This is a genomic window from Niallia taxi (assembly GCF_032818155.1).
Taxonomy (GTDB): domain Bacteria; phylum Bacillota; class Bacilli; order Bacillales; family Cytobacillaceae; genus Niallia; species Niallia taxi_A.
On sequence record NZ_CP102589.1, the window covers coordinates 1,350,784 to 1,371,679 of the forward strand.

The 20,896-nt window shown below is 39.2% G+C and carries 18 protein-coding genes; 14 read left to right on the plus strand and 4 right to left on the minus strand.

Annotated features, from left to right (window positions below):
* Positions 1 to 169 precede the first annotated feature (169 nt).
* The gene (locus NQZ71_RS06645; RefSeq protein WP_144458253.1) at positions 170 to 1,405 is read left to right on the plus strand and encodes a M48 family metallopeptidase; all 1,236 of its coding nucleotides are present in this window, start codon (positions 170 to 172) and stop codon (positions 1,403 to 1,405) included.
* 28 nt (positions 1,406 to 1,433) lie between these two features.
* On the opposite strand, the gene NQZ71_RS06650 is transcribed toward NQZ71_RS06645, so the two are convergent.
* Positions 1,434 to 1,895, minus strand: a complete 462-nt coding sequence (locus tag NQZ71_RS06650; RefSeq protein ID WP_144458251.1) for an NUDIX hydrolase — start codon at positions 1,893 to 1,895, stop codon at positions 1,434 to 1,436.
* 283 nt (positions 1,896 to 2,178) lie between these two features.
* Here NQZ71_RS06650 and pepV point away from each other — a divergent pair, with 283 nt between their 5' ends.
* The gene (pepV, locus tag NQZ71_RS06655) at positions 2,179 to 3,597 is read left to right on the plus strand and encodes a dipeptidase PepV (RefSeq protein ID WP_144458249.1); all 1,419 of its coding nucleotides are present in this window, start codon (positions 2,179 to 2,181) and stop codon (positions 3,595 to 3,597) included.
* Positions 3,598 to 3,628: 31 nt separating this feature from the next.
* Positions 3,629 to 4,486, plus strand: a complete 858-nt coding sequence (gene dat, locus NQZ71_RS06660) for a D-amino-acid transaminase (protein ID WP_144458247.1) — start codon at positions 3,629 to 3,631, stop codon at positions 4,484 to 4,486.
* A gap of 50 nt (positions 4,487 to 4,536) precedes the next feature.
* Here the strand turns inward: dat and cysK are convergent, their stop codons facing one another.
* Positions 4,537 to 5,469 (minus strand): cysteine synthase A, encoded by a 933-nt coding sequence (gene cysK, locus NQZ71_RS06665; RefSeq protein ID WP_144458245.1) that lies wholly within the window; start codon positions 5,467 to 5,469, stop codon positions 4,537 to 4,539.
* Between the two features lie 241 nt (positions 5,470 to 5,710).
* On the opposite strand from cysK, the gene thpR reads away from it, so the two are divergent.
* The 4 genes from thpR to NQZ71_RS06685 all read left to right on the plus strand — a co-directional run bounded on the left by thpR (position 5,711) and on the right by NQZ71_RS06685 (position 10,647).
* The gene (gene thpR, locus NQZ71_RS06670) at positions 5,711 to 6,274 is read left to right on the plus strand and encodes an RNA 2',3'-cyclic phosphodiesterase (RefSeq protein WP_186304184.1); all 564 of its coding nucleotides are present in this window, start codon (positions 5,711 to 5,713) and stop codon (positions 6,272 to 6,274) included.
* 27 nt (positions 6,275 to 6,301) lie between these two features.
* The gene (locus tag NQZ71_RS06675; RefSeq protein ID WP_317011546.1) at positions 6,302 to 7,294 is read left to right on the plus strand and encodes an NERD domain-containing protein; all 993 of its coding nucleotides are present in this window, start codon (positions 6,302 to 6,304) and stop codon (positions 7,292 to 7,294) included.
* Positions 7,295 to 7,324: 30 nt separating this feature from the next.
* On the plus strand, positions 7,325 to 9,478 hold the full coding sequence (pulA, locus tag NQZ71_RS06680; protein ID WP_317011547.1) for a type I pullulanase: 2,154 nt from the start codon (positions 7,325 to 7,327) through the stop codon (positions 9,476 to 9,478).
* 395 nt (positions 9,479 to 9,873) lie between these two features.
* Positions 9,874 to 10,647 (plus strand): phosphotransferase family protein, encoded by a 774-nt coding sequence (locus NQZ71_RS06685; protein ID WP_144458307.1) that lies wholly within the window; start codon positions 9,874 to 9,876, stop codon positions 10,645 to 10,647.
* 4 nt (positions 10,648 to 10,651) lie between these two features.
* On the opposite strand, the gene NQZ71_RS06690 is transcribed toward NQZ71_RS06685, so the two are convergent.
* Complete coding sequence (locus NQZ71_RS06690; RefSeq protein ID WP_144458237.1) at positions 10,652 to 10,933, minus strand: YtzH-like family protein; 282 nt, start codon at positions 10,931 to 10,933, stop codon at positions 10,652 to 10,654.
* A gap of 251 nt (positions 10,934 to 11,184) precedes the next feature.
* Between NQZ71_RS06690 and trmB the strand changes: the two genes are divergently transcribed.
* Together trmB and NQZ71_RS06700 are read left to right on the plus strand one after the other, a co-directional pair.
* Positions 11,185 to 11,826, plus strand: coding sequence for a tRNA (guanosine(46)-N7)-methyltransferase TrmB (trmB, locus tag NQZ71_RS06695; RefSeq protein ID WP_127736935.1), 642 nt, complete (start codon positions 11,185 to 11,187; stop codon positions 11,824 to 11,826).
* Positions 11,827 to 11,939: 113 nt separating this feature from the next.
* Entirely contained in the window at positions 11,940 to 12,776 is an 837-nt protein-coding gene (locus NQZ71_RS06700; protein ID WP_317011548.1) for a YtnP family quorum-quenching lactonase, read from the plus strand.
* Positions 12,777 to 12,817: 41 nt separating this feature from the next.
* Here NQZ71_RS06700 and NQZ71_RS06705 read toward each other — a convergent pair whose 3' ends face one another.
* Positions 12,818 to 13,129: a PepSY domain-containing protein gene (locus NQZ71_RS06705; RefSeq protein ID WP_144458233.1), complete on the minus strand. Its 312-nt coding sequence runs from the start codon at positions 13,127 to 13,129 to the stop codon at positions 12,818 to 12,820.
* A gap of 198 nt (positions 13,130 to 13,327) precedes the next feature.
* On the opposite strand from NQZ71_RS06705, the gene NQZ71_RS06710 reads away from it, so the two are divergent.
* From NQZ71_RS06710 to NQZ71_RS06730, 5 genes are all read left to right on the plus strand, one after another.
* Positions 13,328 to 14,401, plus strand: a complete 1,074-nt coding sequence (locus NQZ71_RS06710; protein WP_144458231.1) for a M42 family metallopeptidase — start codon at positions 13,328 to 13,330, stop codon at positions 14,399 to 14,401.
* Between the two features lie 82 nt (positions 14,402 to 14,483).
* On the plus strand, positions 14,484 to 15,005 hold the full coding sequence (locus tag NQZ71_RS06715) for a DUF84 family protein (protein ID WP_317011549.1): 522 nt from the start codon (positions 14,484 to 14,486) through the stop codon (positions 15,003 to 15,005).
* Positions 15,006 to 15,088: 83 nt separating this feature from the next.
* Complete coding sequence (locus NQZ71_RS06720; protein ID WP_144458227.1) at positions 15,089 to 15,403, plus strand: thioredoxin family protein; 315 nt, start codon at positions 15,089 to 15,091, stop codon at positions 15,401 to 15,403.
* Between the two features lie 158 nt (positions 15,404 to 15,561).
* On the plus strand, positions 15,562 to 16,362 hold the full coding sequence (locus NQZ71_RS06725) for a DUF1444 domain-containing protein (protein WP_144458305.1): 801 nt from the start codon (positions 15,562 to 15,564) through the stop codon (positions 16,360 to 16,362).
* A 322-nt stretch (positions 16,363 to 16,684) separates the two neighbouring features.
* Positions 16,685 to 20,659 carry a DNA translocase FtsK gene (locus tag NQZ71_RS06730; RefSeq protein ID WP_317011550.1) on the plus strand — a complete coding sequence of 1,325 codons (3,975 nt, stop codon included), beginning with the start codon at positions 16,685 to 16,687 and terminating at the stop codon, positions 20,657 to 20,659.
* Positions 20,660 to 20,896: the final 237 nt, after the last annotated feature.

The window sequence follows — 20,896 nt, forward strand, 5'->3', positions numbered from 1 at the left end:
GATTATTAATGTATAAATATACCACCTCCTGATTAACTTGCTTATTTTATCATATGGTACAAACTGATAATTTTATGATAATAATTTTAAGAAAAAGGAATAAAATTGTTTATTTGTACTTTTTTTACCATTATAATCTAGTAAATAAACATAATGGAGGATTAGTCATTTGGATAACATAAGAAAAGAACAGCTTGTCCATCCAAGAGAGAATATTTATTTTGTACTCGTATTGCTGGTCAGCGTTGGAACGTTAATCTTATTGCTTTTTTCGGTTATTGGCATTATTCTTTTTGCAGTATTTACAGCGATCATGCTGTTTCTTCATGCACTTTCCATGGGAGGTATTAGAAGAAATGGCGTTAAACTAAGCGAAAAACAATTTCCAGAGCTATATGCACAGGCGATTGGCATTGCCAAGGATCTTGGGTTAAGCAAACTCCCGGATATTTATATATTGGAATCAGAAGGAATGCTAAATGCATTTGCAACTAAGTATGTACGCAGGAACATGGTTGTGTTATATTCGAGTATTTTTGAAATGGTTGATAAAGGAGCAGAAAAGGAAGTAATGTTCATCCTGGCACATGAGTTTACTCATTTAAAACGAAAACATGTCCATTTTGGATTTTTCCTCTTGCCGGCACTTTATATTCCTTTCCTGGGAAATGCGTATATGCGAGCATGTGAATACACTTGCGACAGAACAGCAGCCTATTATGTACAATCCTTTGATGCAGCAAAAAATGCACTCACAATGCTGGGAATTGGCACGACACTTTATAAAAAAGTTAATAAAGAAGCATATATGGAGCAACTTGAGAAGGAAAGCGGCTTCTTTGTATGGTTTAATGAAAAGCTGTCAACACATCCTCATTTGCCAAAAAGGATTTATGCAATTGAGTCTTTTTACAATGCAGAGGGTGTACAGCCCTTAAAGGAATCCAAGAAGGGGCTATGGATAGGCATTGGTTTATTTGCAGCGGCTTGCCTTGTTTCAATTGGATTAATTATCGCCGTTATTGCCGGAATTACAGCTTTAATTGAAAAATCTAACATTATTCCGTACCTGGAATCTAACTTGCCATCAGAATATGGAGACACTGATGACCTTTATTATGGCGGTTATACGGAGCTTCATGAAGCAGCATACAGCAATGATATAGAGACAGTCAGTGTCTTACTTGAAAGTGGGGCAGACCCGAACTCACAAGATGAGGAAGGATATACACCACTTATGTCTGCTATTGATGGAGGATCAAATCCTGAACTTTTAAAACTTTTACTGTTTAACGGAGCCGATGTTACATTACAGGACGCATATGGCTACACAGCTTTTGACTATGCAGAGAGTTATGGAGATGAAGAAACAATTAGTCTGCTAGAAAGTTATCTATATCAATAAAAGGTAAGCGGCTGGATTATCCAGCCGCTTATGTTTTATTCTCACATAATGCGAAATAGTCCTGCAGAAATTTCCTATGGCTTCCCACCATTTTCTCAGGAAGATTGTCTTTGCTAAAGAACGCCAGCGTAAAACCTTCATCCTTGTTTACTTCGATTTGCCCACTATAATGCTTTGTATAATAGGCGGCTGTAACCGAATAAAACGGATCACCATTTGCTGCAACAGTGTAGAATTCTTGACCAGAATAAATGTTTAAAAGCTTGAGTTCCTCAACGCTTAAGCCTGTCTCCTCAAAAACCTCCCGTTTTGCCGTTTCCAACGTGCTTTCTGCCAATTCCATCAGGCCGCCAGGCAGCCCCCATACTTTATGTGGATGCGTTCTTTCCTGCAATAGGACCTTGTTGTTGTCATCAATGATGACAACCGCTCCAACGAGTATAAGTGGCATTTTGCCAACCTTTTGCCGCAATTCCTCGATATATCCCATGTCCTCATTCCTTTCCTTATTTTTTTCCTATTTTACAGGAAGATTCTTAAATCATAAAATTTTTTCCTGATTGTGTGGAAAAGAGATGGAAATGTACAAAATAAGGAGGGACCAGCATTTCTTTAACTAGTACTTGTCTTTTATTGATAAGAAGTAGAGAGATTATGGTAAAATATTTTTATGCAACTTGATACAGAAGGATGCAATTTCAAAAGCAAAATGAAATCCATCCTTTTAACGAGCAAAAGCATATTGGTTCAATATGTTAAGGAGGCAAGGGTTAGTGAAAGCATTAGATTGGTTAAAAGAAGTGCATATTCGTAAAGAGGACTTCATTCATGACTTACAAGGATTGCTGCAAATAAAAAGTGTGTTGGATGAAGAAAATGCTACAGAGGATGCTCCGTTCGGTAAAGGGGTTAAGGAAGCTTTGACGTATATGCTGGAGCTTGGCAAAAAAGACGGATTTGCAGAAAAGAATGTCAAGAACGTAGCCGGTCATGTTACATTTGGCTCAGGAGATGAAAGCATCGGTATCCTTTGCCATGTGGATGTCGTGCCAGAAGGAGACGGCTGGACAAGCGATCCTTACAGTGCAGAGATTCGTGATGGGAAAATATTTGCAAGAGGAGCCTTGGATGATAAAGGTCCAACAATGGCTGCTTACTATGCAATGAAAATAATAAAAGAACTTGATCTGCCAATTACAAAAGAAGTCAAAATGATTATTGGCACAGATGAAGAAAGTGATTGGCGATGTGTAACAACTTATTTTGAAGAAGAAAAAATGCCTACAATGGGCTTTGCTCCAGATGCAGACTTTCCCATTATTTATGCAGAGAAGGGAATTTCAGATTTTGATATTGTCCAATCACTGGACAAAAAAGGGCAAGGCAAATCAGGTAAGGTAGAAATGGTTGCATTCTCTTCTGGCAGAAGATACAATATGGTCCCGGATTTTGCAGAAGCAAGGCTTCATGTCGGTATTGACCAGACAGAAGTAATTCAACGTTTCCAAGAGTATTTAAGCAAGGAAAAGGCAAAAGGCCAATACATAGTCGACGCAGGTAACCTCGTTCTGGAAATGGAGGGCGTGTCTGCACATGGATTAGAGCCGAAAAATGGTGTTAATGCAGGATTGAAGCTTGCTTCCTTTTTAGCTGATTTAGACCTTGATGAAACTGCAACAGCTTACTTCCAATTTGTGAAGAGCTATTTTGAAGATGACTCGAGAGGACATAAGCTGGGGATAGCTTATAATGATGACATTACTGGAGATTTGACATTAAATGTTGGCATTCTTCATTATGATCAGCAAAATGGCGGGAAATTAGGTTTAACGTGCCGCTATCCTGTAACAAATAAAATCGAGGAAACAAAAGCTGTTTTAGATGAACTGCTTGCCGAAAAAGGCTTTTCCATCGACCATTTTACAAATTCGAAGCCACATCATGTTGATAAGAACTCTGAACTGATTAAAACATTAAGTAAAGTGTATCTTGAACAGACTGGTGAGGAAGCAAAGTTAATCTCTATTGGGGGAGGAACATATGCAAGGTCTCTTGAAAATGGCGTTGCATTCGGACCATTGTTCCCAGGAAGAGAGGATATTGCTCATAAAAAAGATGAGTATATGTATATTGAAGACTTGCTGAAGGCTACTGCGATTTATGCCCAAGCAATTTATGAGCTTGCTAAATAAAAATTAGAACAATATATAAGGGGGAGAGAAAATGAGTATTGTATGGATGAATGGAGCGTTTATAGACAGATCTGAAGCAAAGGTAGATATTGAAGATAGAGGCTACCAGTTCGGTGACGGCATATATGAAGTGATAAGGGTATATAATGGGCAGCTGTTTACTGCAAATGAGCATCTTGAACGTTTGCTTAGCAGTGGTGACAAATTAAGCATACAAATTGGTTATTCTGTTGAAGAGTTTAAAGGTCTGCTTGAGCAGCTTATTAAAAAGAATAATCTTGAAACTGGTATAGTTTATATGCAGGTCACAAGAGGCGTAAATTCGAGGAACCATGCATTTCCTGCAGAGGATACTCCTCCAACGTATATTGCCTATACGAAAGAAGTAGCAAGGCCAACTGAGCAGCTTGAAAATGGCGTTACAGCTATTACTGTTGAGGATATTCGCTGGTCAAGATGTGATATTAAAAGCTTGAACCTGCTTGGAAATGTGATTGCAAAGCAAAAAGCGACAGAAGCTGACTGCTATGAAAGCATTCAATATCGTGACTTGACTGTAACGGAGGGAAGCTCCTCTAATATTTGGATTATTAAAGATAATGCCGTAAAAACACATGAGGCTAATCAGTTTATCTTAAATGGTATTACAAGACAGAAGATAATTGAGCTATGTCGGGGGAATGACATAGAAGTGGTAGAAGCGGCATTTACAATTGAAAACTTAATAGATGCTGATGAGGTATTTTTATCAAGCACAACGGCAGAAGTTATGCCGATCATTTCCATTAACAATGTGCCAGTTGGAAGCGGAGAAATTGGTCCTGTAACAAGAAAGCTGCAGCAGCTATTCAAGGACGCAATTGAACAGGAATGCAACCAATTAGCATAAACTGCATACAAACAAAACAATCCCTCCCGCAGCAGCGGAGGGATTGTTTGTTAATTAAATGAAAACACATCACTGGATAAATATCTTTCACCAGTGTCGCAAACGATAAAGACAACAACATCATCTGGTGACAGATCCTTTGCAACTTGGACAGCAGCATAGCAAGCTGCACCTGAAGATGGACCTGCTAATATTCCTTCCTCAAGGGCCAATCTTCTTGTGAATTTATATGCCTCTTCATCTTTGACTAAGTGAATTTTATCATATACGTCTTGGTTTAAGATGTCTGGAATAAACCCAGGACTTGTTCCAACAAGCTTATGCTTGCCAGGCGCTCCTCCAGAAAGAACAGGAGATCCGGCAGGCTCTGCAACATGCACTTGTATGTCAGGAAATGCTGCCTTCAAGACTTCACCAGTTCCGGTAATTGTACCGCCAGTTCCTGCTGTTGCGACAAATGCAGCCAAAGGTTTATTGAGCTCTGTCATTGCAGCGATTATTTCAGGAGCTGTCGTTTTTCGGTGTGCTTCAGGATTATGATTGTTGCTGAATTGCATTGGTACAAAGGAGTTTGGAATCTGTTTTTGCAGCTCTATTGCTTTTCTTATACTGCCAGGCATTTTTTCTTCTCCTGGTGTCAGGACAACCTCAGCTCCGTATGCTTTTAAGATGTTGATTCTTTCCTTTGTCATTGTGTCTGGCATAACAAGAATTGCTCGATATCCTTTTGCAGCTGCATTCATCGCCAAGCCGATACCAGTGTTCCCGCTTGTCGGCTCGATTATCGTCGCCCCGGGCACAAGCTTGCCTTCCCTTTCGGCAGCTTCAATCATGCTAAAAGCAGCTCTGTCCTTCACACTTCGGCTAGGGTTGAAATATTCCAGTTTCGCGTAAATAGCAGCACCATTACCTTCCGTAATGCGGTTAAGTCGGACTAATGGTGTGTCTCCAATAAGTTCAGTGACGGATTCATATATTTTCATTATTATTTCCTACTTTCTTTTTTCTTAGAAATGAATAAAATTGCCGATAGATGGTGATTGCTGATAAGGTAAAAGTTTTTAAATCCTTACGTATCCTGAGCAATAAGATTAAAATTAAGTGAAAAGGATATATAATAACAATATATTTCTTTTCCTAAAAGGACTTTTTACAAATATTTAATAGTATTATAGCTATAATTGCCCATAAAAAAAATAATTTACTTTTAAAAGGATGCTCTTAATGACAATGAATACACATTATTTTTTAGCAATAGGCTTGCCGGAAGCTGCCAGACAACAGATTGAAGATAAAAAAGCAATGCTTCAAGCAGCATTTCCCTTTAAAAAATGGGTGCATCCACAAGATTACCATTTAACGTTAGCTTTTTTAGGTAATGCGCCTGAGGAACAGAGAAGTGAGCTTACGGCAATTTTGGATAATGCTTTGTATAATACAGAGAAATTCACTTTAAATATCGATAAATTAGGTGTATTTGGAAACGAAGCAAGTCCGCGGATTTTCTGGCTTGGAGTGGACGAGAATCCATCTCTATTCAGGCTGCAAGAGAATGTGTATGCGTATTGCAAGCAAGCTGGCTTTACATTAGAAAAAAGGCCATTCCATCCGCATATGACCCTTGCAAGGAAATGGGCTGGACAAGAGAGGTTTCAAGCAGACAGGCTTGCTTTAGAATCTCCATTCACGGAAGAAATGGTTTCGCTTGATGTAAGTCAATTTTCATTATTTCAAACACATTTAAATAAAGAACCTAAATATGAAGCAATATATACAAAAAAATTATAAGTACAGGTGTTTTTAGGGGGAAAAGCTTTGGCACAATTAATTAAGCTAAAAGACTACATATCACGCTATCAGCAAAATATACTACTATATCCGTCTCGCTTTGTCCGTCTGAAGAAGCAAAAATGGGAAGGAGTCAAAAGTGCGTTTGACTCAAAAGATATGCAAATATTTTATGAAACTCCAGATTTGACAGAATATCTACCAGAAGAAAAGGAATCTATCTTTCTTAAAATCAGAGGGATGATGAATCGGAAAACGAAGGATGAGGAAAGCCTTCTTCTTTTTCCGGATATCGTTAAAGAAGAAGAGGAGGACAAAGAGGAGCAACTATTTTCCTTTAATTATAAAGCAAATGAATATAATGAACCGCAAAGCTTAGAACAGTTAAAGCTGCAGTTTTTGAATCAGCTTTTCCAATTTCAGATGAAATGGGCCAGTTCGACACTGACAGAAAAGTCAACTGTCAAGAAAGCATTTTATTATGATGATTTGCTGAAATATTTTTTGCAGCGATTTCCAGACACGTATCTGGTCCTTTATAAACCAGTTTTCTTGTTGAAAAACGCGCCAATTGAGGTAGAGACAATCCTTGTAACTCCAACTGCAGTTTGGTGTATTACTGTATTGGAAGCAGAAGATTCCGCTGTCTTTGTTGGTTCAAATGAAAAATTTTGGGTAAAGAAATACAATAGCAAAGAAAAAAAGATTTTAAGCCCGGTTATTGCACTGAACCGAACAGAAAAAATAATTCGAGGTATTTTTGACAGACATGATGTAACATTGCCTATTCAAAAAGCCATTTTAACAAGAAATGGCTATATCGATTATCCAACAATACCATATGATTTGAAAATCATCGAGAAAAGAAACTATGATGAATGGTTCCAGATGATGAGAAACAACCAATCACCGATTAAGGCGACCCAGTTAAAAGGGGCAGAAAGTCTTTTGCAATATTGTTTGACAACCTCTGTAAGAAGATATGATTGGGATTCTACAGAGAAGAGGAATCTTGATTAATAATTGATCAGAAGAAGGAGTGGGGAATTCATGCTGTCCATAAAGAGAGATTATTATGCTTATTTAGATGAGCTTTCTGTTATAACCATACTGCTTCCATATATGTATCATGGCGGTGAAGCTAATGCTTTTACAGTACAGGGAGATGAAGGTTCTATTAGTTTAACAATCAAGGCGAAGGAAACGGTACAGCAGTATGCTAAATACACTTGTATTTCCTCTGTGAAGTTAGATGCTGGCAAAAGCTATAAAATCATTGATAATCACAATGGCAGTACTGATTTGCAAATTGGTGCGGTAATAAGGACAAAAGAATTTGATGAGCGGTACTTTTATGAAGGTCCTCTTGGCATTCAATACAGTACGGAAAAGAGCAGTTTTTACTTATGGGCGCCTACTGCACAACAAGTAAAGCTAGTCTTGCAAAATCCCCACGATCATACACGCAGTGAAATACCGATGAGCAGACTAGATAAAGGAGCTTGGACAACAGAACTAGAACAAAATGTAGATGGTTTCCACTACACATATTTAGTTCTTATTAATTTGGAATGGAGAGAGGCGGTTGACCCATATGCTGTTGCTGTGAGTGTCAACGGTGAAAAAGGCGTCATTGTTGATTTAGGGAAGACAAAAACAGTGAAGCCCATCCTTCCTGACCTGCCTTCTCCTGTTGATAGCATCATTTATGAAACACATATCCGCGACTTTACGATACATCCAAACAGCGGTGCTGATAAGAAAGGAACATATCAAGGGGCTGCCCAGCTTGGTACGAAAACAAGCATAGGTGAAAGTACAGGGCTTTCTTATGTGAAGGAGCTGGGAGTAACACATCTCGAGCTATTGCCTGTCCATGACTTTGAGGAAGTTGACGAGCTAAACGTCTTTAAAAGATATAACTGGGGATATAACCCTTCCCATTTCAATGTGCCAGAAGGCAGCTATTCAACTGATCCGACAAATCCATATGCGAGAATAATGGAATTGAAGCAGCTTATCCATGCTGTCCAAGAGCAAGGGATAAGAGTTATTATGGATGTCGTCTACAATCATGTGTACAAAAAAGAAGATTCTCCATTTGAGAAAATCCTCCCAGGATACTTTTTTCGCTATGATGGCAACGGAATGCCTGCCAATGGCACAGGTGTTGGCAATGATATTGCGTCAGAACGCTTAATGGTTCGGAGATATATTCATGATTCAGTTCGGTTTTGGCTAGACGAATATCAGGTGGATGGATTCCGCTTCGATTTAATGGGAATATTGGATGTTGTGACAATGCGAGGTGTTCGTGAAATTTGCGATAATACGGACAAAGATATCCTTGTATTTGGAGAGGGATGGAATTTACAAACGCCGATTCCAGATGAAGAAAAGGCGATTATTAGCAACCAAGAAAAGCTGCCGCGAATCGGGCAATTCAATGATCAGTTTCGTGACCAAATTAAAGGAAGCACATTCGACTTGAAAAACAGTGGATTTGCTTTAGGGAATGGTAGCATGCCAAATGTGCAAGATCTGTTGACAGGCAGCATTGGCTTAACGGATGAAAAGGCTGGAATGTTTATGGAGCCAATTCAGACGATAAATTATGTCGAATCACACGATAACTATACACTCTGGGATAAAATCGAAGCGTGCTTTCCAGATTTAGAGGATGCTCATAAACGTAAAAAGCATGTGCTTGCTACTGCACTTGTTTTAGTCAGTCAAGGGGTTCCATTCCTGCATAGCGGTCAGGAGTTCTTCCGTACGAAATATGGCGTGGAAAATAGCTACAAATCACCTGATGAAATTAACAGACTTGATTGGGACAGAAGAGATGCATTCCTTGACAATGTCCAATTTATAAAAGACTTAATTCAACTGCGAAAATCTTTAGCTGCACTCCGTCTGCCAAGTGCAGACCTTATAAGAAAACATGCAAGCATTAAGTTTCATTCTCCTTTATTTGTTGAATATACGCTAAGTGAGGTCGGGAGTTATGGAGACTGGGAAACGTTGCACATCCTCATTAATGCAGACAATGAGCATCAGAAAATAGATCTTCCAGAAGGTGAATGGAAGCTGCTCTTAATAAAAGATAAAGTATATCTGCATGATTTTCCAGATGTAGAAAAAAATGTAGATACTTATCACACTAGCATAACAATTATTGGTAAGAAAAAAGCTGCAGGCTGAACAGCCTGCAAGTAAATTTTTGAAAAATAATATTATATTGCAGATACACTTGACTAAAAAACTAAATAAGAGATAATATTTAATGTGATAGCTATTGTTGTCAGTTCCTGATTGTAATAGCTCTCTTTTTTTATAACAAAACATTATTTAAGATACATTGTTTTTTTATAAGCATAGTATTATTTTTGTACTATGTCCTTTTCTGTTTATTATGGCAATTTATATGATGATTAATATTCCATTTATCGCGTAAAAACGCTAAGAATAAAGAAATACTATTAGTTAGAACGAATCAATCTGTTTGTTCTTCCTACAAAAAATAGGGATACAAAAGGTTCAAACAAGAATGACTCATCCTAAAATCATGGAGCAATATATATAGTAGGTGAACAATGTTGGAACATTTATTAGGACAAGATTGGGAAATAACCCCTGCAGGCGGGGAAACAGGAGAAGCTTTTTTCGCTCAAAACAATGGCCAGAAGCTATTCTTGAAGAGAAACTCTTCTCCGTTTTTAGCCGTTTTGTCTGCAGAAGGAATTGTCCCAAAACTTGTTTGGACAAAAAGATTTGAGAATGGGGATGTATTCACTGCACAGCAGTGGCTTATCGGCAGGGAGTTCAGCCAATCTGATATGACAGATGACAGGGTTGTTATGCTGCTGAAAAAGATTCATACATCTAAACCATTATTGGAAATGCTGAAAAGGCTTGGAAAAACAACACTGATGCCGAATATGATTCTTGCAGTCATTAAAGCAGAATTGGATGAAGAGCTGACTAGTAACGAAACAATTACGAAGTCTATTGCCTTTTTAGAAGAAAATATTCCATTTATAAATAGCGAAGAAGAAGTTGTGTGTCACTGTGATGTTAATCATAACAACTGGCTGCTTTCAGAAGACAACCAGTTGTATTTAATCGATTGGGATGGAGCAATGATTGCAGATCCAGCAATCGATTTAGGAATGCTTCTTCACTGGTATATCCCAAAATCAGAATGGACAGAATGGCTTGAAAAGTATGGGTTTGAACTGACAGACAGCCTCATGCTTCGCATGAAATGGTATGTGGTTGCCCAAACCCTTAATTCTATCCAATGGTATAAAAAGAAATCCCGTTATCATGAGATGGAAAAGTGGATACAATTCCTAAATGACTTGGATTAATATTTTAGCCTGAAAAGCCATTAATGCCGTCAACCCATTGGGAAAGCTGCTCTTGAGAGGACTCAATGTGATTGTTTAAATTGCTTGTGTGAATCCCTCTCTGGCTGTACTGGCTTATTTCTTCCAGAATAGGAAGAATATTTTGGTCAATATTGCCGTTGACCTTTAAGGAAGTCACAAGACGTTCAAGTTGTTCACATTCAGACACAGAACCACAGCAGTCTTCTTGATGGTTGCTTAAAATGTCCTTTAATAAACCTAATTGGTGTTCATGTGTAAGTGGCATCTAGTTGCACCCTTTCTTTTAGGTTTCTTTAAAATAAGATCTCTGGGTCAAATACCAGTAAAGGAATTCACTAATAGGTTGTGAATTCTTTTTTTTCTTTATACTTTATTTGCATTTGAAAAATTACCCTGTCTAATTTGTCATAATTGGGGCAAGTTTGCAAAAAGAAAAGAGTATTGCATGATAGCCTTAAGAATGTTATTGTTTGATGGATATATGTAAAGGATATATGTAAAGAAGGAGTGTCACCAATGCGATTAAGACATAAACCATGGGCGAAGGACAAGCTGCTGGCATATCCCCAATATGCTGTCCAGCATCCTGAAGAGTGGAAAGGAAAATGGGATCAAGCATTCAGCGGTAAAGGACCCATTCATATAGAAGTAGGTACAGGTAAAGGCAGATTTATTACAGAAATGGCGAAAGCAAATCCGCATATTAACTATATCGGAATTGAATTGCAAGAAAGTGTTATTGTTGCTGCATTAGACAGGGTAATTGAAGCAGAAGTTCCAAATTTAAAGCTAATGAATTTGGATGCATCCAAGCTGACTGACTATTTCCTAAAAGGGGAAGTAGAGCGCGTCTATTTGAATTTTTCTGATCCATGGCCGAAAACAAGACATGAAAAGAGAAGGCTTACGTTTAAGACCTTCCTAAAGTCCTATGAGGAAGTGCTTATCCCAAATGGTGAAATCCACTTCAAAACAGATAATCAAGGCTTGTTTGAATACTCGCTGCGAAGCTTTTCTGAGTACGGAATGCTGTTGAAATTTGTCAGCCTTGACCTTCATAATAGTGATTATGAAGGAAATATTATGACAGAGTATGAAGAGAAGTTTTCCTCACGCGGCAGCAGAATTTTCCGCAGTGAAACACAATTTAAATCATGAAATAAAAGAGACTATGCCAAGAGCAAGTCTCTTTTTTTGATGCTTATTCTTATACTTCTTAATAAAATCGAATATAATTTTAATTAACGACAATTCTTAGGAGGTATGTTTGCATGAACAGTTTAAAAATAGGGGAAATTACGTTGACATGGTTAAATGGCGGCAATACTAAAATGGATGGAGGGGCCATATTTGGGGTGGTGCCAAAGCCGTTATGGTCAAAAAAATATGAGTCCAATGAATTAAACCAAGTAAATCTGCCAAGTGACCCGATATTTTTTGAATATGCTGGAAAGCGAATTCTTGTTGATGCAGGAATTGGAAATGGCAAATTGACTGAGAAGCAAAAGCGTAATTATGGCGTGGATGAAGAATCCTCACTAGAAGAAAATCTACGCACACTCGGAGTTTCTCCCCAGGATATTGATTATGTGCTGATGACACATATGCATTTCGATCATGCTAGCGGACTGTCAAAGCTAGAAGATGGCGAGCTTGTATCTATCTTTCCAAATGCAGAAATAATTACGTCAAATCAAGAATGGACAGAAATGAAGAATCCGAATATACGCTCGCGCAATACATATTGGGAACAAAACTGGAGACCGATTGAAAGCCAAGTGAAAACCTTCGAACAAAAGTGGAGTATGGGTCCAATTAAGCTTGTTCACACGGGAGGACATAGTGACGGACACTCTATTCTTATCATAGAAGATGGGGGAGATATTGCTATTCATCTGGCAGATTTACTACCAACTCATGCACATCAAAATGTGCTATGGGTGACAGCATACGATGATTACCCAATTACGTCTATTGAAGAAAAACAGAAATGGATTAACTGGGGGATTGAAAACGATGCTTGGTTCACATTTTATCATGATGCAGTCTATCGAGGTGTAAAATGGAACGATAAAGGCGAAATAAAGGAAGCAGTGAAACGGGATTAAAATATCCATTGCTAGTGTCTTTAGCAATGGACTATGTATAATTAGATTTCATAAATATCGAGCAGATTTCCTGTCTTGCTATCTGCCAGAAATTCGTAGGATTGATTTATTCCCTCATTCAGTCTTGTGATGCCCCCGCGGTAAATCAGGTGTGTGGAATTTGCTGTTTCATATGGTTCCTTTTGCATATTAATCCAGCTGCCCGTAATTGGTCCTTGCTCTTTAAATGCAGCTTTAACCAATTTAAGAACACGGTCACTGGAGATGGAATAGTTTCTTGAAATTATTTCCTTTGTTGCATAGCTTGTTGCAAAACCTACTGCCGCTCCTGCCAATAACGTTTTCCAGTTCATATCTTTGCTCCTTTCTAATCTGTTTATTATTATAGCCAAAATAGCAGAGATAAGTGAAATAAAACAAAAAAACGCAATAATTTCACGATTGAACAATAAAGAGGAATATTGCAATTGTTATTCATATTGGTAGCGATAATATTAATATTTCGATAAAATAAATAAATACATAATTTTTAAAAAAAGAGGAGCATTACAATGAACGAGCAAACAATGGATTTATTCCGTACATTGACAGAATTACGAGGTATTGCAGGAAATGAGCATGAAGTAAGAAATTTTATGCGCACAGAGCTTGAAAAATACAGTGATGAAATAGTTCAAGACAATCTTGGCAGTATCTTTGGTGTGAAAAAGGGTACAGGAGAAGGGCCAAAGGTAATGGTTGCCGGACATATGGACGAAGTTGGTTTTATGGTAACTTCTATTACAGAAAATGGGATGATTCGTTTTCAGCCAATTGGAGGCTGGTGGAGTCAAGTACTGCTTGCCCAACGAGTGCAAGTGATGACAGATAATGGTCCGATAATCGGGGTAATCGCATCAATTCCTCCACATTTACTTGATGACGCACAACGCAGCAAACCGATGGATATCAAAAACATGCTTATTGATATTGGCGCTGATGATAAAGCAGATGCTGTGTCAATCGGTATCAAGCCAGGACAGCCAATTGTTCCGATTTGCCCATTTACCCCAATGGCAAATAAAAAGAAGATTATGGCGAAGGCGTGGGACAACCGCTATGGATGTGGGCTTGCTATTGAGCTGCTGAAGGAGCTTCAAGGGGAACAGCTGCCTAATACCTTATATTCTGGTGCGACAGTACAAGAAGAGGTTGGACTGCGCGGAGCACAAACGGCAGCCAATATGATTAAGCCTGACATATTTTATGCATTGGACGCAAGCCCTGCTAATGATACTTCTGGTGACAAAAATCAATTTGGCCAATTAGGAAAAGGTGCTTTGCTTCGTATATATGATCGTACAATGGTGACACATAGAGGAATGAGAGAATTTATCCTTGATACAGCGGAGAGCAATAATATTGCTTATCAGTACTTCATCTCACCAGGCGGAACAGATGCAGGGCGAGTGCATACTTCAAACGAGGGTGTGCCAAGTGCTGTAATCGGTATTTGCTCCAGATATATTCATACAAGCGCTTCTATCATCCATGTAGATGACTATGCAGCAGCAAAAGAGCTTGTTGTGAAGCTTGTGAAAGCAACAGATAAAACGATGGTCGATTCCATTAAAGCAAATGTGTAATAGATAACCAAAGAGACAGCTTTAACTGTCTCTTTTTCCATTGGAAAATGAAGAAAAGGGAAGCAGGATAGGAGAGTCTAACATGATTATATGTATTGGAACAAAAAATCCGGCAAAGGGAGGAGCGGTTAAGGAAGGCTTCAGCTCAATGCCGGATGTGGAATTTTTGGAGCTTGATGTTTCATCAGGTGTAAGTGCTCAGCCATTTTCTGATGAAGAAACGATAACAGGTGCAATTAACCGCGCCAAAAATGCTTTAGCTGCAGGAAAAGGAGATATCGGTATCGGTCTTGAAGGCGGCGTAAAGCAAACGGAGCATGGCCTGCTTATTTGTAACTGGGGAGCTCTTGTTCTTAGGTGTGGCCGTACATATATTGGCGGAGGCGCTAGCATTCCTTTACCTGCAGATGTGGCTGATGCGCTGCTTACAGGAGAAGAGCTAGGTCCTGTTATGGATCGCTATGCAAACAAAAAGAATGTCCGTCATAATGAAGGAGCAATAGGCGTTTTCACAAATGGCAAAATAACTAGGCGAAAAATGTTCGCACATGTCATGGAGTCGTTAGTTGGCCAATATGAATATGAATTAAAGACAAGTCAATAATAAGAAGCGAGCATAATATTAGTGAAACTGCAGATATTTTGTTAGTATCGAATAATAAATGTAAGCGATTGGGGGATTTAACAATGAGAGATTTACAGTCACAAGAGGAGTTTAACGAGTTAAAAAATAGCAGTAATAAGCATGTGTTTTTATTTTCTGCTAACTGGTGCGGAGATTGCCGGTTTATTGAGCCGTTTATGCCAGACGTAGAACAGAAATACAGCGAGTATACTTTTATCCACATTGATCGAGATAAATTCATTGATACATGCATTGAATTAGATGTGTTTGGTATTCCAAGCTTTGTTGCCTTTGGAGATGGTAAGGAACTTGGCCGCTTTGTCAGCAAAGACCGTAAAACACAAGAAGAAATCGAGAGCTTTATTGAATCATTGTGATTGAAGAAGAAAATGCATGAAGCAGCGTCTCTCTGTTGAACGCTGCTTTTTTTTGTATGCAGAATTCCAGATTCTTTGAAAAGACAGTCAACTACTATTATAATAGGAAAAGCAATTATTATTACCCACTCTAAAAGGGGGAAACAGCGTTAATGAAGATGGACAGCAAAAAAATGAAGAACCTCTTACAAGACAGGCTTAAAGCAGAAGGAAGAGTGTTTACGTTTGATTCTAAAAAGGATCAACTTCGTATAGAGAGCAAGGATACTGGCAAAGGGGTGACAATTTCTTTACCGGGAATTATCGCGAAATGGGAGCAAGAAAAGGAAAAAGCTGTAGATGAAGTCGTTTATTATATTGAAAATGGCTTAACTGCATTGGTAGAAGATCCAGCCCTTGAAGGGAAGGAAAAAAATATTTATCCTGTTATTCGCTCTACCTCATTTCCGTTGCAAACTAATGAAGAAATACCATTTGTAGTGGATGAGCATACAGCAGAAACAAGAATTTATTATGCATTAGATATGGGCAACACTTACCGTCTCATAGATGAAAAAATCATGCAAAAGGAAAACTGGAAGCACAGCCGAATTAAGGAAGTGGCTCTCTTTAATGCACGTTCTTTACAGACGAGTCTTAAAACAGATCAGGTTGCAGGCAACACATTTTATTTCTTGAATACGAATGACGGATATGATGCAAGCCGTATTCTTAACGATTCCTTCCTGAAGGAAATGAGTGAGACGGTTAAGGGAACAATGGCTGTTGCTGTACCGCATCAAGATGTGTTAATTATTGCTGATATAGAAAATGAGACAGGCTATGACATATTGGCGCAAATGACGATGAGCTTCTTTGCGAGCGGCAGGGTTCCAATTACAGCACTGTCCTTCCTTTATGAAGATGGAAGTCTAGAGCCTGTGTTTATTTTAGGGAAAAACAAGAAAAAAGAGCAGTAAATTCTTCTTACTTGTTTGCAAAACTTAATATGTTTGAATCGAGATTATTGTCTGAATGAAAACAGGATGTAATATTCGTTATTTAAAATAAGGGTAGTGTACGAGAATCAGTATAGACAAATGGTCCTGCTGATTCTGCGTCTGCCCTTTTTCGTATGGTAGTATATTGGGGAATGTTAGCTTTTTTAGCAAGTTTTGCCTCCTTGCAATTGAAAAATAGTAAAATATAATAGAATAGTACAGGGAATATATCGATTTTTATCTCGATTTTATCAATAAACTGTTAAAATAATAGAGAGAAAGATGGAAAGAGTGATTTACAGTGAGTTGGTTCAAAAAAGTAATAAAGCAGTTTATTAAAGAGGACCACGAAGAGATGGAGCCATTTGAAGCTGCAGAAAAACAAGAAGATCCACTTATTCGAAACGAGTGGAATAATGAGTGGAAAAAAGAAGAAGATTCAAAAATCATTTACAAATATCCTAAAGGAAAATTTCGTTTTCCCGTCATTTCGGACGAAGAAATAGGCATTCCTGGCAGACAAAGCAGACAGGACCATCAAGCAGAACGACGGCAGAATGCTCAAGCATCGGAAAGACAAGAGCCTGCTCAAGCAGGAAGGCAAAGTGGACAGGGCTATACAGAACAACAAGAACATACTGTTGAAAAAAGGCAAAATGCGGTTACCTATACTGGGAGGCAAGAGCAGTCTCTAAACAGTAATCAACACGCGCCAACTAATTCAGGCAGACAAGAGCGTCAGAATGAAAGAAGACAGAATGTGTCAGTAAATAAAGGCATGCAGGAGGTTCAATCAGACAGAAGGCATCCAAACAGGCAGGAGATTTCTAACAACAGAAGAACAAGCTCTCAAGCCATACATAGCAGGCTGAAGCCGCGGGAACTACCTGAAGAAAGCACTCCAAATCCGAAGAGCTACCAGTCAAAAATGCCTTTTAAACCGACAGAAATCCCGTCTCCTATTTATGGATATAATAATAGGCCGAAAGTCGATGAAAAACCAAAAGAGGAAGTAGTGCGCACAAAAAAAATTGACAGCAGTGATTTCCTTACTTCTGTCATGAGAAGAAAAGAAGCAGCAGAACAAGCCGCTTTAAGAGCAGAGTTGCAGAAGGAAGAGTCAAAAGAAAGCAAGTTCTCTGAACAAAGCGGTACCGCAGAAACCAAAATGGAGTCCAATATTTCAAATGCAAGGGATATAGAGCAAATCCCTAAAGAAATAGCCTTAAATACAGAAGCTTCAGTACTAAACAAAGCAACAGTCCAAAATTCCATTCCGGCAGTATATTCAAGTGAGGAAGAACTGCAGCCGGCGTTCATAATGGAAGAAACGGAAGAGTTGAATTCTCTAATTCAACATGAACCAATTGTTAGCTTAGTAGTAGAAGAAAAAACACAGCCACAAGAGGCAGAAGATTTAATGTACGCTGCGTCGACAGTCGTTTATGAGCTGGAGGAGGAACCACTTCTTCAAGAGGAGGAAAAGACCTCAGCGAAAGTAGATGTGATTCTGCCACAGGAAGAGAAGCTGTATGTTGAGCCAGCAGAGGTTGTGGAGCTGGAGGAAGAACCACGTCTTCAAGAAGAGGAACAAACCTCAGCGAAAGTAGATGTGATTCTGCCACAGGAAGAGAAGCTGTATGTTGAGCCAGCAGAGGTTGTGGAGCTGGAGGAAGAACCACTTCTTCAAGAGGAGGAAAAGACCTCAGCGAAAGTAGATGTGATGCTGCCACAGGAAGAGAAGCTGCATATTGAGCCAGCAGAGGTTGTGGAGCTGGAGGAAGAACCACTTCTTCAAGAAGAGGAAAAGACCTCAGCGAAAGTAGATGTGATGCTGCCACAGGAAGAGAAGCTGCATGTTGAGCCAGCAGAAGTTGTGGAGCTGGAGGAGCGTTATTCAACTAAAGCAGAGAGCAGCTTGCAATTTGAAGAGCTTCCAGTTATCGAAGAGTCGGCAGTAATGCTTAAAATGGAAGAAACAGCAAATAGTATAGAAGAGAAGTTAGATTTTGCTGTAAATGAAAATATACAAATGGAAGTGGAGCAGTCAAACCATTCGGTTGTATCATCTGAATGGACAGAAGAGCAACCTTCTATTGAAAAAACAGAAGTAACGGCAGTAGCCACGACCGTTGCAAAACAGGAACAAAAAGATGTGGAAGAAATTAAGGAACCACAGAATGCTCCTGTAAAGAAAAGAGCTTTACCTTTTAATGTGTTAATGTTAAATACTGATAGGAAATCCCTTGAAACAAAAAGAAAAGAACAGCAAATAAAGAAGCGAGAGCAAGCTACTCAATCAATAACTGAAAGTGCAGCAGCGTCTGAAGCAGTCTACCGAGTACAAGAGGAACAGGCAGCCGTGTCAGAGCCAATTGTTCGAGTACAAGAGGAACAGGCAGCGGTGTCAGAGCCAGTTGTCCGAGTGCAAGAGGAACAGGCAGCGGCGTCAGAGCCAATTGTTCGAGTACAAGAGGAACAAGCAGTGTTGTCAGAGCCAGTTGTTCAAGTGCAAGAGGAACAGGCAGCCGTGTCAGAGCCAGTTGTTCGAGTGCAAGAGGAACAGGCAGCGGTGTCAGAGCCAGTTGTTCAAGTGCAAGAGGAACAGGCAGCAGTGTCAGAGGCAGTTGTCCGAGTGCAGGAGGAACAAGTAGCCGTGTCAGAGCCAGTTGTCCGAGTACAAGAGGAACAGGCAGTGTTGTCAGAGCCAGTAGTTCAAGTGCAAGAGGAACAGGCAGCAGCGTCAGAGCCAGTTGTTCAAGTACAAGAGGAACAGGTAGTGTTGTCAGAGCCAGTAGTTCGAGTACAAGAGGAACAGGCAGTGTTGTCAGAGCCAGTTGTCGACGAGCTGCCGTATTATGTTTTCCCTGAGGATGAACTTTTGAGCCCGCCGATCTATAATACAGAGCATGATGGCTGGATAGAAGAACAGACGGAGCTTTTGAACCATACTTTTAAAAACTTCAATGTACATGCAAAAGTGGTGAATGTTACTCAAGGACCATCTGTTACAAGGTATGAAGTACAGCCTGAGCCTGGTGTTAAGGTCAGCAAAATCACTAATCTATCAGATGATTTGAAATTGAGCCTAGCTGCTAAAGACATTCGGATTGAGGCGCCTATTCCTGGGAAGCATACAATCGGAATCGAGGTTCCTAATCGTACGAGCAGACCTGTTTTGCTGAGTGAAATCCTTAATAGTGAAGAATTTAAAGAATCTGCTTCACCATTGACGGTTGCTTTAGGACTTGATATTTCCGGCAAGCCGATTGTCACTGATTTGCGTAAAATGCCGCATGGGCTAATTGCAGGAGCAACAGGCTCTGGTAAAAGTGTTTGTATCAATACGATGCTTGTAAGTCTTCTTTATAAGGCAAAGCCAGAAGACTTGAAGCTGTTACTCATTGATCCAAAAATGGTAGAGCTTGCGCCATATAATTATATTCCTCATTTGGCTAGTCCTGTTATTACAGATGTGAAAACAGCAACAGCTGCATTAAAATGGGCTGTTGAGGAGATGGAGCGGCGTTATGAGCTGCTTGCACATGCAGGTGTAAGGGATATAACGAAATTTAATCAGCTTGCTGAACAAAACCAACAATACGCACAAAAGCTGCCGTATATTGTTATCATTATTGATGAGCTTGCCGATTTAATGATGATGGCCCCTGCAGATGTAGAGGAAGCCATCAGCAGGATTGCACAAAAGGCAAGAGCTTGCGGCATCCATTTGCTTATTGCCACACAGAGACCGTCTGTAGACGTTATTACAGGGCTTATAAAAGCAAATGTACCGACACGGATAGCATTTTCTGTATCATCTCAAATTGACTCAAGAACAGTTATTGATATAAGTGGAGCAGAAAAACTCCTTGGAAAGGGAGATATGCTCTTCTTAGAGAATGGGACATCAAAGCCAGTTCGTTTACAAGGAACATTTGTTTCAGATGAAGAAATTGACCAAGTCGTTGCACATGCAAGAAGAGAGAGAAAGCCAGATTATTTATTTGAACAAGAAGAGCTATTGAAAAAGGTGCAAATGTCAGAAGATGAAGATGAGCTTTTCTATGAAGCGTGCGAATTTATCATTGAACAAGGCGGCGCATCTACATCCAGTCTTCAAAGAAACTTTAAAATCGGCTATAATCGAGCAGCACGACTAATTGACATGATGGAAAAGCAGGGGTATATTTCAGAGGCAAAAGGCACAAAGCCTAGGGATGTACTTATAACAGAAGTGGAGTTTTTACAGCTCCATGACACAGAGCAACATTAATTTTTGGGAAACTGCATGTATCACTAATATAATTCCTTTCCATAGGGAATATGATTGATACATAGTTTTTCTTATTAAAAGATGGTATAATGAATAAATGCGAGTAAAAAAAGGAAAAAAAAGTTAAATCTACCCCGTTTGGATATTTTCCTCTTCTAAAAGATCTTTAGAAGAAAAAATTACTTTAAACGGGGTCCATAGTGGAGAAATTTATGCTATGAGCAAATTATAGGTTCA